The sequence below is a fragment of the Streptomyces sp. NPDC051020 genome (assembly GCF_040683105.1).
Lineage (GTDB): Bacteria > Actinomycetota > Actinomycetes > Streptomycetales > Streptomycetaceae > Streptomyces.
This window is the reverse complement of the sequence record NZ_JBFBCG010000043.1, coordinates 15,046-27,475: the sequence shown is the minus strand read 5'-3', so window position 1 is coordinate 27,475 and position 12,430 is coordinate 15,046. Positions and strand designations below refer to the sequence as shown.

Annotated in this window: 12 protein-coding genes; 7 read left to right on the top strand and 5 right to left on the bottom strand. The window is 67.3% G+C overall.

The genetic code is table 11. The features are described 5' to 3' along the window. Positions 1–144: 144 nt before the first annotated feature. Both AB0N06_RS23070 and AB0N06_RS23065 read left to right on the top strand, forming a co-directional pair. Positions 145–507 (top strand): hypothetical protein, encoded by a 363-nt coding sequence (locus AB0N06_RS23070; RefSeq protein WP_366136568.1) that lies wholly within the window; start codon positions 145–147, stop codon positions 505–507. Positions 508–884: 377 nt separating this feature from the next. After that, positions 885–2,321: an IS1380 family transposase gene (locus AB0N06_RS23065; protein WP_366136615.1), complete on the top strand. Its 1,437-nt coding sequence runs from the start codon at positions 885–887 to the stop codon at positions 2,319–2,321. 206 nt (positions 2,322–2,527) lie between these two features. Here the strand turns inward: AB0N06_RS23065 and AB0N06_RS23060 are convergent, their stop codons facing one another. Together AB0N06_RS23060 and AB0N06_RS23055 are read right to left on the bottom strand one after the other, a co-directional pair. Then, positions 2,528–3,130 (bottom strand): recombinase family protein, encoded by a 603-nt coding sequence (locus tag AB0N06_RS23060; RefSeq protein WP_366136567.1) that lies wholly within the window; start codon positions 3,128–3,130, stop codon positions 2,528–2,530. A gap of 415 nt (positions 3,131–3,545) precedes the next feature. Continuing rightward, positions 3,546–4,037: a hypothetical protein gene (locus tag AB0N06_RS23055; protein WP_366136566.1), complete on the bottom strand. Its 492-nt coding sequence runs from the start codon at positions 4,035–4,037 to the stop codon at positions 3,546–3,548. 220 nt (positions 4,038–4,257) lie between these two features. On the opposite strand from AB0N06_RS23055, the gene AB0N06_RS23050 reads away from it, so the two are divergent. Together AB0N06_RS23050 and AB0N06_RS23045 are read left to right on the top strand one after the other, a co-directional pair. Continuing rightward, positions 4,258–4,596, top strand: a complete 339-nt coding sequence (locus AB0N06_RS23050) for a hypothetical protein (protein WP_366136565.1) — start codon at positions 4,258–4,260, stop codon at positions 4,594–4,596. Positions 4,597–4,617: 21 nt separating this feature from the next. After that, positions 4,618–5,007: a hypothetical protein gene (locus tag AB0N06_RS23045; protein WP_366136564.1), complete on the top strand. Its 390-nt coding sequence runs from the start codon at positions 4,618–4,620 to the stop codon at positions 5,005–5,007. A 64-nt stretch (positions 5,008–5,071) separates the two neighbouring features. Here the strand turns inward: AB0N06_RS23045 and AB0N06_RS23040 are convergent, their stop codons facing one another. Both AB0N06_RS23040 and AB0N06_RS23035 read right to left on the bottom strand, forming a co-directional pair. Continuing rightward, positions 5,072–8,122 carry a Tn3 family transposase gene (locus AB0N06_RS23040; protein WP_366136562.1) on the bottom strand — a complete coding sequence of 1,017 codons (3,051 nt, stop codon included), beginning with the start codon at positions 8,120–8,122 and terminating at the stop codon, positions 5,072–5,074. A gap of 536 nt (positions 8,123–8,658) precedes the next feature. After that, entirely contained in the window at positions 8,659–9,021 is a 363-nt protein-coding gene (locus tag AB0N06_RS23035) for a hypothetical protein (protein WP_366136561.1), read from the bottom strand. Positions 9,022–9,109: 88 nt separating this feature from the next. Between AB0N06_RS23035 and AB0N06_RS23030 the strand changes: the two genes are divergently transcribed. The 3 genes from AB0N06_RS23030 (at position 9,110) to AB0N06_RS23020 (ending at position 12,077) form a co-directional block, all read left to right on the top strand. Continuing rightward, positions 9,110–9,334 carry a hypothetical protein gene (locus AB0N06_RS23030; protein WP_366136618.1) on the top strand — a complete coding sequence of 75 codons (225 nt, stop codon included), beginning with the start codon at positions 9,110–9,112 and terminating at the stop codon, positions 9,332–9,334. 4 nt (positions 9,335–9,338) lie between these two features. Then, positions 9,339–9,878 (top strand): hypothetical protein, encoded by a 540-nt coding sequence (locus AB0N06_RS23025; RefSeq protein WP_366136560.1) that lies wholly within the window; start codon positions 9,339–9,341, stop codon positions 9,876–9,878. Positions 9,879–10,346: 468 nt separating this feature from the next. Continuing rightward, positions 10,347–12,077 carry an IS1182 family transposase gene (locus AB0N06_RS23020; protein WP_366136559.1) on the top strand — a complete coding sequence of 577 codons (1,731 nt, stop codon included), beginning with the start codon at positions 10,347–10,349 and terminating at the stop codon, positions 12,075–12,077. On the opposite strand, the gene AB0N06_RS23015 is transcribed toward AB0N06_RS23020, so the two are convergent. Beyond that, the gene (locus tag AB0N06_RS23015) at positions 12,067–12,378 is read right to left on the bottom strand and encodes a hypothetical protein (RefSeq protein ID WP_366136558.1); all 312 of its coding nucleotides are present in this window, start codon (positions 12,376–12,378) and stop codon (positions 12,067–12,069) included. The genes AB0N06_RS23020 and AB0N06_RS23015 overlap by 11 nt on opposite strands. Positions 12,379–12,430: the final 52 nt, after the last annotated feature.

The window sequence follows — 12,430 nt, the reverse complement described above, 5'->3', positions numbered from 1 at the left end:
GGATATTCAAGGAACAGTACCGCCGGCTGCCCACCGCGAAGGAGCGCAGGTCGGGCGAGTGGAAGCAGATCGAAAAGCACCTCAATCGCAAGTAAGGAAGCTGGAGTGGCCCGAAAGAAACTGCCGCGAGGATATGCGTGGCCTGTGACGCACAGTGAAATGCGGGATGCGATCGAACCTGCGGCGGCCAAGATCGTGGACCTCACGTTCGATCCGTCGACCACTGGAGACACATCCGAGATCATGGATGTCAGATGGACTGCGGCCCAGTCAAGGACTTACGGAGGCGGCGTGCATCCGGGATCCGTGGGGTTCTGGGTCTCGGTGTATCCCGTTCGCATCGAACGCAAGCAGGCGGCGAGGAGAGCGCTCCTCGAAGAAGGGGTACCCGGCATGTTGACATGGATGAAGGGGCCTCTAGTTGCCAAGGAAGGATGGCAGGCAACAGATCACAGAAGAGTATGGACCTTAATGGACGGGAATCTGAAGGCCACTGACATTGAGTGATCTCCTTCTGCCAATGGCATAGGGGGCACTGACCTCGATCAGCCACCGGCCTACGCTGACGGATCGAGGTCAGCACGAAAACGGTGCTCTCCATCATCGGCGCGGCCGCAGTCGTAGCGATCATCGGCCTCATCTGGTAGTACGGGACAGCCCGGGCCATCAATAAGGTCAGAATCCTCTGGGCTAAGGCATCAAAGAAAAGTGGAAAGGAACGTGCCAGTGATGCCCCGAGCTTCGTCAGGGGTAAGCGGGGTCCGGCCGGTAATGCTGCTGGATTGAACGCTAACCTCGCCATTTCGCTTGGGGTCGGCTGGCTATGGGGTCGGAAACGCGAAAGTGCCTTCCTGACCTGGGACGATGAACCTTGCTGAGGGGTTCTGTCGGTCCAGGCGGAGGGCACTTTCTACGTGCAGACTATCGGTTTTCGTCCCAAGATCCATGTCAGTGCCGATGGTTCGGGAGTGGTCGGTCATGCCGGGGCACGGTTGCTGGCGGATCTCGCTGATGCCACCGGACTGACCGCTGCGTACTCCACCGCGCTGCGGCCGCTTCGGCCGCGCGGGACTGGGCATGATCCGGGCCGGATCGCCACCGACCTGGCGGTGATGCTCGCCGACGGCGGTGAGGCCATCGCGGACCTGGCCGTACTGCGGGACCAGGCAGGGGTGTTCGGTTCGGTCGCCTCGACACCGACGGCCTGGCGACTGCTCGCCGACACCGACGAGAGGACACTGGCTTCTCTGCGCTCGGCGCGTGCCCAAGCTCGGGAAGTCGCCTGGATACAGGCCGCCGAGCAAGGCGAGGGCATACCCCCGGTCCGGGCCGCGGGACGTATTCTGCCCGGGCTGGTCCTGGACCTCGACGCCACGCTGGTCACCTGCCACTCCGAGAAGGAGCAGGCCGCACCCACCTATAAGGGCGGCTTCGGCTTCCACCCTCTGCTGTGCTTCCTGGCCAACACCGGCGAGGCACTGTCGGGCCGACTACGTCCTGGAAACGCCGGTGCCAACACCGCGAGCGACCACATCACGGTGTTCGACCAGGCACTCGCGCAAATTCCCGACGCGCATCGGCACGGCACCGACATTCTTGTCCGCACCGACAGTGCCGGATCCGCGAAAGCTTTCCTCGCCCACGTCCGCGACGTGCGGAAACGAGGAATCCGTACCTTCTTCTCGGTCGGATACGCCATCACCGAGCCGGTCCGCCGCGCTGTCCGGGCCATGCCTGAGCGCCTCTGGCATCCCGCCCTTAACCAGGACGGGGCTCTGCGTGATGGCGCCGAGGTCGCCGAGCTGACCGGCATGGTCGATCTGGACGGCTATCCGGCCGGCACCCGCATCATCGTGCGCCGAGAACGGCCGCACCCCGGAGCCCAGCTGTCCCTGTTCGACCAGGACGAGGGCCTACGGCATCAGGTGTTCCTCACCGACACCCCGTACTCCGGTGGCGGTTCCGCCCAGTTCCTGGAGGTCCGCCACCGCGGACATGCCACTGTCGAGGACCACATCCGGTGCGGCAAGACCACCGGATTCGGCCGCTTCCCCTCCCGCGACTTCGGCGTCAACGCCGTCTGGCTCGAACTCAGCCTCGCCGCGATCGACCTGCTCGCCTGGACCCGTGTCCTCCTCCTGGACGGGGAGCTGGCCACTGCCGAGCCGAAGAAACTCCGCTACCGGCTACTGCACGTCGCCGCCCGCCTCACCCGCGGCGGCCGACGCCTCCACCTGCGAATATCGGCGACCTGGCCCTGGAGACACGAACTGGCCACGGCCTTCTACCGCCTCGCCGCACTGCCCCGACCCGCCAGCTGACCGGCAAACCCCCGTCCGCCCACGACCCGAAGGAACCCGGAGAACCCGACCATCGCGTCGGGACTCCGCCCTTCCCAAGCACCGAAATCACGTCGGCCACCCAACAGTTGGCGATCAGCGACGCCGCCTCAGCCCAACCGAAACGGCGAGGCTAAGGACTTGATCATGGTCTCGCGTCGATCCTGAGAAGTGGCCTCGGGGGAGCTTCAGGGCTTCGCGGCGACGGCCTTCTTCGGCTGGCGGGGGACGGTCTTGGTCTTGTCGAGGTGTCCGTACACCGTGGAACGGGGCACGTTGAACATGTCGGCGATCTGTTGGACGGTCTTCTCCCGGGCGTCGTAGAGCTGCTGGGCGAGCTCGGCCTGGTCGGCCGTGAGCTTCGGTCGGCGCCCGCCGACACGGCCGCGGGCCCGCGCGGAGGCGAGCCCGTCGTTGGTGTTCGCCACGATCAGCTCCCTCTGCAGCTCGGCCAGTACGGACAGCATGCCGAACATCGCGCGGCCCTCCATGGTGGCGGTGTCGATGCCCTGCTCGATGACGTGCAGGCCGATCCCGCGCTCGCGCAGCTCGACGCCGAGGGTGACCAGGTGCAGGACGGAGCGGGAGAGCCGGTCGAGCCGGGTGACCTTCAGCGTGTCGCCTTCGCGCATCAGCTGCATGACGAGATCGAGTTTGGGGCGGGAGGCTTTCGCGCCGCTGGCGACATCGACGTGGATGTTGTCGCGGTCGACGCCATTGCGGAGAAGTGCGTCGATCTGATGATCGGGGTTCTGGTCGGCCGTCGATGTGCGGCAGTATCCGAGAAGCATTGTCGGAAACTACCCCAACGACCGTTCACCGACGTTGATTTCCGACGCGAGTTGCCGACAGCGCCCACCTGCGGGTTCGTGATCACCGGCCGTAGTGTCGGCAGACGGTCGTTTGCCGACACTCTCCGGTGGTGGTGTCGCGATGCGGTTCTCCGCTACTCAGTCCCGGTGTCGTTCAGGAAGTCGGCGATGGCGTGCACGCCGCGGCGACGGGCGAGTTTTGTGCGGAGGTGACGCCTCCCATGCGTGTGACGGCGTCGCGGGCGGTCACCACGGCTGCGTCGATGTCGCCCAGGGCGAGCCTGAGTGGCAACCCCAGACTCGCCCATGACTCCGTTGCGGAGGTATTCGGCACGGTGTCCTTACGCTGCTCGCCGGTCACCCGGCAGGGGCAGCTGTACAACTACTACGCAGGTCAGATGCGTATCTGGTTGAACACGGTGGCGGCGGTGAAGTCGATGAAGGCGCCTGAGGCGAGGGTGGGCGTGTTGAAGCTGCTGCCTCCGCTCTGGGCGTGATACGTGCCGGCGCAGCGTTCGGTGCCTCCGGTGATCCGCTTGCGGTTCGACCAGGTGCCATTTATGGTACCCGCGCCGTGGAACCCGTAGGAGGCGTAAGGGGTGCCGGTCGGTGCGAGGATGCAGTCGCCGGTCTGGGCGGGGTTGTGCTCAACGATCGAGGTGCTGATCTCCGGCTCGGGGGCTACGAAGCCGAGGAAAGTGATGGTCCCCGCCTCGGGGTCGGCCAGGTAGTGAGCTACCTGGCCGGTCGGCGCATCGGCGCTCGGAACGGCCTTCCCGACCCATCTCAGCGGCTGTACGTCGGCCTGCGAGTCCGCGGCGGACGCCTGTGCGGTTCCCGCGAGCATGCTGCCGACGGCCAGGGCTGCGAGGACAACTGCCTTCACGCGTAACTTCATTCGACACTCCAGACATGTGTGAGGCCGCGAAGATCGCGGCCCTTATGGAGATCGAACATACCCACCCCGCGCACGTCGCGGTAGGTGACCTGTCGGTTACTTCACGCCATCATTGAGTGGGTCAGCGGCTTCCAGCCGTTTCGCCGGCAACGAGTTTTAACCACTACGATGAGATCTTTCATCAGAGCTGGCACAAGAGCGGAGCCCCATGAAACTTCTGCACATCGCGTTATCAACTGCCCTTCTCTGCGTGGCGGCAGGTGCCGCCCCCGCGGGTGCTGCGAGCCTGAAGGACACCGACGCGGCCGCGGTGGCGGCGGCAGCGGCCGGCTGGGGCCTTGCGTACGAGACCGATCCCCGGACGGGTCGTTCCGTGCTCCTGGGCTTCGTGGGACCGGACGGTCAAGTGGTGCCGTTCGCCGAGGGGCAGCAGGGGTACAGCGCCGATCCTCGGACAGGCGAATTGACAGCTCTGGTCCCGGGACAGAGCCTTCCCGCAGTACCCGCCGGTGATCCCGGTCCGCCTCGGTACTTCCTGGAGAAGTAGCTCCAGGGCATCGCCCACGAAGTGGATCCACTGGACGGTGCGACCGCCGTACGTTCCACCCTCGCGGGGGTCGCCACCTGCGCGACCGGCCGCCGCGTGTCGCCGGGTGAGCTTCCGCCCGACGCCCTTCGACGCCGCCGCGTCGATGTCCTAGCGCTCCTAGACGTCGCCGATCCCGACGACGCGTGCGCCCGTTGGTGGGACGCGGCGCTGGCGGCCGCCCCCGTCGAGCTGTTCCCCAGGGTGCTCTCCGGTCTGCTGGCGCTGCGCGCCCAGGGCACGGCGATCGGTGCGGTCACGTTCCAGGACCGTGACCGCGCAATCCCGCGCCCCGGCGCACCCGGACTGCACGCCTACCAGCACCTCGCCGCCGCCCCGGGCCTCGCCCTCCTCGGCCACCAGCTGAGCTGAACCATGGCTTCTTCCCTGTTCCTGCCGGTTGCTCCGACGCTGGGGTATCGGGGCTACCGAGCCCCTACTCCTCCGTGGCGTTCGGGTCGCGCAGCGCGCGCAGCGAGCCGTCGCCGTGGCTGCGGACGATCGGATACCGGCCATGGAAATTTATGTGCTCATGGACCAGCGGCGAGAGCCGAGAACGGATCTCCTTGGAGACCATGACACCGCCGGTCTCCAACTCGCTCACGGCAGCGTCCATGTAGAGCGTATTCCACCAAACCACTGCGTTGAGCGCCATACCCAGTGCGCCGAGCTGATCCTCCATCCCCTCCCGGTACCCGTGCCGGAGCTCGCCGAGCCGTCCGAAGAAGATCCGGCGAGCCAGCGCGTGGCGGCCCTCGCCGATGTTCAGCTGCACGCCGATCATCCTGCGGTACGCCTCGGAGTCGATGAACTGAAGCAGGTGGAGAGTCTTGAAGATGCGGCCGTAGTGCGCAAACGCGTCGCCCAGGCCGGTCATCCGGTCGCCGCTGGTCATCATCCGCAGCAGGTCGTACGCCCGCACCCTTCCTGTCTGAAGAGAGCCGGCCACGCGGAGCATGTCCTCCCAGTTCTGCCGGATCCGCTCCACCTGCACGCGCTGACGGGAGACGGGCTGGAGCGGCCCGTAGTCCCTGGCAAGGTCGAAACGCCACAGCCGGGCGTCGGAGATGTCCGCGATCCGTGGGGAGAACTGGTAGCCGCAGATCGCGAACAGACCAAAGACAAGGTCGCTGTACGAACCGGTATCAGTGATGACGATCTCCGGGCGGACCGGGCCGTCAAGGTTGAACATCGCGTCCAGGATGCCCAGCGAGTCGCGCAGCGTGCCCGGCATCACGATGCCGCCCAGCCCCATCACCCGGTCCGAGACCACGTTGAGCCAGGTCGCCCCGCGCCCGGTCGAGAAGTACTTCCGGTTGGGGCGGGTGTGGAGGGACCGCAGCGGCACGGTGAAGCGCATCCCGTCGGCGGAGGCGACGTGCCCGCCACCCCAGTCAGAAGCGAGGGGGATGTCGCCTTGTCGGCCGACCAGCAGCCCGGAGGCCGCGCTCATGCCGGGCAGGTGGAAGTAACCCCAGCCCGCAGCCGTAAGCCGCGAGCGGGTCAGCGCCTTCTCGCCGGGCTTGACGACCGGCTCCAGCCCGATATTCGTTGATTTCGACACCAGCAGCGCGGTCAGCGTGAGGTCGAGATCGGCCGGGCGGGCGACCTTCCCGCCGATGTGCTCGAACGGGTCGAACATGCCGGTACGGGCGTGGACCTCCAGGAGCAGCTCCGGGTAGTCCACCTTCGGCAGCATCCCGGCCACCGCATCCCGCACCATCTTGTATCCGGCGGGCTCGGGGTCTGCCTCCAGCCTGTCCAGGCGGATCTTCCCGTCCACGACGTCCACCGCCGCGTTACCCGGCAGCCCCTCCGCGACGTGCGCGTACATCTCGTCCAGCAGCACTTCCAGCTCACCCAGGTGCTCATCCGCATCTCCCGACAGCTCCAGCGCGTTCAGCACCCGGGGCCGGTTGACCTGCCAGTCCGGCCCGGACAGCAACCGCGCCCGCGGGTCACCCCAGTTGTCCGCACCCCTGGCGAACACATCACGGCGCTTGAGCGCGGTGTGCAGCGCCTCCAGTACACAGAACGTCCACGCGTGCTTGTCGATCAGTCCGTTCACCGCCAGCAGCGGGTTGCCCAGCACCAGCCGCCGCCACGTCCCGTCCAGCAGCGAGGTGTCGATGTGCTCCGGACCCGGCTTGCGCCGCGCCTGCACCTTCGGCAACTCCTTCAGCGCCTCCACGATCGGCGCGCCGGCCTTCGTCGCACCCCACGGCACCACCTCCGCCAGCAGCGACGTGAACGGCCGCACCGTCGCGTACCGGTCCAGCAGCTGCTTGCGCCACGAGGCATCCGCATCCTTATCACCGCCCTCCGGCAGGAGTTCGGCAAGCTCCACGATCGCCTTGGCCAGCTCCTCGCGGGTAACGAGCTGCTCGATCCGCTCCCACGCCTGCGCAAAACTCAACAGCTCCGGCTCGTCGTCCCCCTCCGTTTCGACCTCGATCGGGACATCCAGGAGCACGGAGACGGCGCCACGCAGCTTCGCCGCCGCCTTCTTCAGCTTCGGCAGACCCTGCAACTGCGCCTTGCCGTCCTCGCGCTCCGCACGGGCCAGCAGCTTCGTGGCCATCAGCACGTCGAACAGCGTCAGCGCGTCGTCGATCGAGGAGCCCTCCAGATGCCGCACCGTCGCCAGCATTGTCGCCGTACGCCGAGGCTCGGCCAGCCGCCGCAACGTCGGCGCGTGCGCGCCCATCCCGTACCGGGCCAGCTCCGCCAGCTTCACCGGCGGCACCCGCCACAGATCCAGCTCACCCGCCTGAAACCCGCCGATATCCCGGGCCCGTTCCAGCGCGGCCTTCTGCCCCCGCCCCGACACATCCCGCGGCCCCTTCCGCCACCGCTCCAGCACAGAGGTCTGCGCGCCGTCCGGCACGGTCAGCAGTTCCAGCAGCTCGCGGCGGAACTCCGGCTCGACGGGCGCGTCCACCACCGAGTAGATCAGCGCCTGCTCACCGGTACGCACCTCGCCGACCAGACGGGCCAGCTGCGTGAGCCCCGGCAACAGCACCCGGTTGCGCAGCAGCCACGTCACCGCCCGGTCGAACAACGCCCTCGGCCCCTCACCCGAGACCCACACCCGACCCGCGATGTGCTCCCGCAAGGCCAGGTCGCCGTCCTCGAAGTCCCGGACCTTCAGAAGCTCCCGGATCTCCCGGGCGTGCTCGTGCTGAGTCGGCAACCGCTCCGGATACGACTTCAGACACGACGGACCATCGATCTCCAACTGCTCCGCCACGAATATGGCCACACCCGGCGGCACCTCAGCCGGGACCTTCAGGAAAGTGCCCAGCATCCGTACGGTGCCCCACTGCACCGCCCAGCCCGCACGATTATGCGCACGCCGCTTGGACGCCGCCTTCTCCAGCGCCACCGCGTCCAGCCGGAAAAACTCCTCCAGCTCCTGAACTGACGGCTCCCCGGCAAAGCGTCCATACCGGGCTATCTGATCCTCTGAGAGGTACTCAACTGTCACAGATCGTCACGCTAGGCAGCGGATATCACAGCCGTCCCGCCAGTGACTGAACCGAGACCATGATCAAGTCCTTAGCGTTCAATCCAGCAGCATTACCGGCCGGACCCTGGACCTTCGTAGGCGGGCCGCAGCGCTCAGGGAGTCGCACGGGCGCGGCGGGGCGGGTGACGTGCGGAAGGCCGCGGGCCGCGCCCGGCGACGGCCGGGAGGCCGGCCGCGGCCGGTTCGGCCGTCGTCGGTGAACGCGCGGCCCGCAAGGGGGCCGCACCCGGGGGTGCCAAGCGCGAACGCGCTTGTCCGCTCTGCCCTCCCGCTCCAGGACGCGCCGCCGGGAGCGTCCCACCACACAGAGAGCGTCCCTCTGAGTCACCGCACTTTATCTATCTAGATTCACCGTATCTCCCAAGGTCAGGGGATAGTTGGCAGCTCCCTCCGAAGGGCTAGCCAGCTAGCCAGCTAGCTAGATAGAGCTGAGGGAGAGCGCGGAACTCGGGGGCGAGGAACATCGGCGCCAGAGTGTGCGTCTGCACTCTCCGTCATGTGACGTGTAGCCCCATCGTCCGCCGTGTCTGACGCACTGTACGGGCGGTAGGCGCGATGAAGGCGTGCAGCAGCTGTAGCGCGCCGTCGCACTGGGCGCCGACGGCCGCGAGGTCGCGGTGGCGGCGTCCGCGGCTACCGCGACCGGCCGGGTCGATCAGGTCCAGCTCGTGGACGACCTCGTGCCGGGCGTTGAAGAACGGCTGGTGCCCCTTGAGTATTTTGTCGTCGAGGGCGGGATCCAGTTTGAGGCCAAGGGCGTTGCGGCAGCGGATGAGGTCGGGGCCGCCCTGGATACTCCTGCCGGTCAGATCCTCGACGTAGAGGTCGATCAGAGCGGCTCGCGGGTCGATGTTCACGACCGCCGTCTTTGTGGCAGAGGTCGACTCTGCTGCCCAATTCGCTGCGGGGGTGAGGGCGGGGCGGTGATGATCTGCGGTACGGCCGGTGTCCTGTCGTGCGGCCGTGGAGGTGGTGCGGGTGTCGATGCGGCCGGTGGGGCTGCCGGAGATTCCGGAGCAGACAGCGGCGGTGGCGCGGGCTGCGTTCCCGAGGGGGAGCCTGGCGATACGGTTGCGGGACCGGCTGGCGGAGGTCTTCGCCGACGAGCCGTTCGCCGGGGCGTTCGGGGCGCGGGGGGCGCCGGGCCCTCCAGCCGAACCACAGGGGTGACGGAATGTACGACATCGAGTCGCGGATACAGCGAGTGGCGAGCCGCGCGCTACGGAAACGGCTGATCCTTTTCGTCGCACTATGGCTGGGATTGCCACTGCTCGCGGTGTTGTTCGTGTATGTCCTCAGCGCCACCACCGAGGGTCTCCTCATCTACGCGCTCGTCATTGCGGCGTGGTGGACCGTGTACTTCAGCGGGCAATCGTGGAAGGAGCGCAGCCGGGTACAGACGCTCCTTGACGAGAGCGAGTCCCCGATCGTGGTGTTCCCGGTCCGCCGTCCTCACACCCCGGTGGTATGGCGCACGGTCCGTGGCTGCTTCGTCGTCCTCACCGAACGCCGGGTTCTGGCGTTCACGTACAACAAGCTCCTCGATGTCCCGACTGCCGTTCTGTGGGCGGCCGACCGAAGCAAGAGTTCTGCGGAGCTACGGGCGGACGGACGGCTCCTCACCATCACGAGCCAAGGCACCGGGACGGCGTTCGGCGTAACGGAACGACGCAGGAAGGCGACAACACACTTCGTATCCGTACTCGGCACATGACGCGAAGGCCCGCACCCCGACGCTCTGGGTGCGGGTTCCGCACGAGGGAGGCCCAGCTCCTCGCCGACTCCGAAGGGCCGACCGCGACTGCCGCCACTGGATATCCTGGAGTAGTCGGCGACGCGTGAGCGCCGCGGCAAGAGCCCGCGCAACGCCAGTCGTGCAACATCCGCGCGTGAGCGATGAGCGAGCGGATGGTCGAACACCAACTGTCACGGCCAGCACCAAAGATCATGCTGGATAGCGCTTGACCTGCAAGGACAGCACCACCCAGCAGTAACGAGCACCCCCGATCAAGGATTCAATCCCACTCCTAAAGCGGGTGTCGCAGGTTCGAATCCTGCCGGGGGCGCAAGCCCAAAGACCCCGGACCGATCATGGTCCAGGGTCCTTGACATCTACGTCGGCTCTGCTGCCCAATTCGCTGCGGGGGTGAGGGCGGGGCGGTGATGATCTGCGGTACGGCCGGTGTCCTGTCGTGCGGCCGTGGAGGTGGTGCGGGTGTCGATGCGGCCGGTGGGGCTGCCGGAGATTCCGGAGCAGACAGCGGCGGTGGCGCGGGCTGCGTTCCCGAGGGGGAGCCTGGCGATACGGTTGCGGGACCGGCTGGCGGAGGTCTTCGCCGACGAGCCATTCGCCGAGGCGTTCGGGGCGCGGGGGGCGCCGGGCTTGTCGCCGGGGGTGTTGTCGCTGGTCATGGTGTTGCAGTACTGCGAGGACCTGACCGATCGGCAGGCCGCGGTGATGGCGGTTCGGGCGATCGACTGGAAGTACGCGCTGGGACTGGAACTCGCTGATAGCGGCTTCGATGCCAGCGTGCTGTCCAAGTTCCGCACCCGGCTTGCCGATCACGGTATGGAGCGGGTGGTGTTCGACCGGCTGCTGGAGCACTGTCGCATCGAAGGGCTGGTGAAGGCGGGTGGGAAGCAGCGTACCGATTCCACCCATGTGATCAGCGCGGTCCGTGACCTGAACCGGACCGAGTTGGCCGGGGAGAGCGTGCGGGCCGCGCTGGAGGCCCTGGCCCTCGCGGCGCCGTCCTGGCTGGCCGGCGTGGTCGATGTCGCCGAGTTCGCCGAGCGGTACGGGCCGCGCGTCGACGGCTGGACGATGCCGCGCTCGAAGGCCAGGCGGGAGAGGCTCGCGCAGGTGTACGGCCAGGACGCGCTGACCCTGTGCCGGGCCGCCTGGGCGGACGACGCCCCCGTGTGGACCCGTGAGATCGAGGCCGTGGCCTTGCTCCGGCAGATCCTCGTGCAGACCTACGCCGTGCGCACCGATTCCCGGGGGCGGGAGGTGGTCAAGAAGCGGGACGCCGATGACGAGGGCGTCCCGCCCGGCAGTATCCGCCTGGCTTCCCCCTACGACCCCGACGCCCGCTGGTCGGCGAAGGGCGAGGACCTGTTCTGGCTCGGATACAAGGTCCACCTCACCGAGACCTGCGACAACGCTCCCGCCGAAGCCGAAGCAGGGTTGGCGCCCCGGCTGATCACCGATGTCTTCACGACCGTCGCGACCGTGCCCGACGCGAAGGCCACCGCCCCGATCCAGCAGAACCTGACCGAACACAAGGTCAAGCCGGCCGAGCACTACCTCGACTCCGGCTACCCGTCGGCCGATCTGATCACCACCGCCCACCACCAGGGCATCCGCATGGTCACCCCCGTCCTCCTCGACCACTCCCCGCAGGCCAAGGCCTCCGCCGGCTTCGACAAGAACGCCTTCACCATCGACTGGAAGACCCGCCAGGTCCGCTGTCCCGCCGGCCGCACCAGTTCGCACTGGAACCCCGTCAAGCAACACGGCAAGGACGCCATCGTCATCACCTTCAGCGTCCTGACCTGCCGCTCCTGTCCCTTCCAGAAGCAGTGCACCAACTCGAAACTCGGCCGCCGCATGCTCACCCTGCGGCCCGAGGAACCCCACGAAGCCCTCGTCCGGGCCCGAGCCGAGCAGAAGACCGACACCTGGAAGAGCAAGTACGCACTCCGCTCCGGGATCGAGGGCACCATCAACCAGGCCCTCGACATCACCGGCATCCGCCGGGCCCGCTACCGCGGCCTGCCCAAGGTCCGCCTCCAACACGCCTTCTCCGCCACCGCGATGAACGTCATCAGGCTCGACGCGCACTGGACCACCCCGCCCGGCCGGACCCGCAACAGCAACCTCGAACGACTCCACTACCGACTCATCGCCTGACGGAATTGGGCAGCAGAGTCGAGGTCAGGTCCCCAGTGAGACGGTTGGACATGAAGTGGCTGACGAACGCGCCGTGTGCTTCACCGGTGGTCGACAGCAGGATGGGCAGAGAGTCCCGCAGCAGGGTACGCAGGCAGGCGTCGATGCCGGCCGCGGTGAAGACAATCGCGGCGCGGGCTTGGTCACGGTGGGTCTCGGAGACGGCGCCGCGCATGTCGTCTTGGCCGGCGCGCAGCTCGTTGAGAGTGGTGAACCGGCCTTGGGGAACATCGGTACAGCCGTTGGCGCTGAGAACGATCACGATCGGCTAGCACAGCGATCATCCCCAGAACTGAGGTTCGCCGAAAGATCGT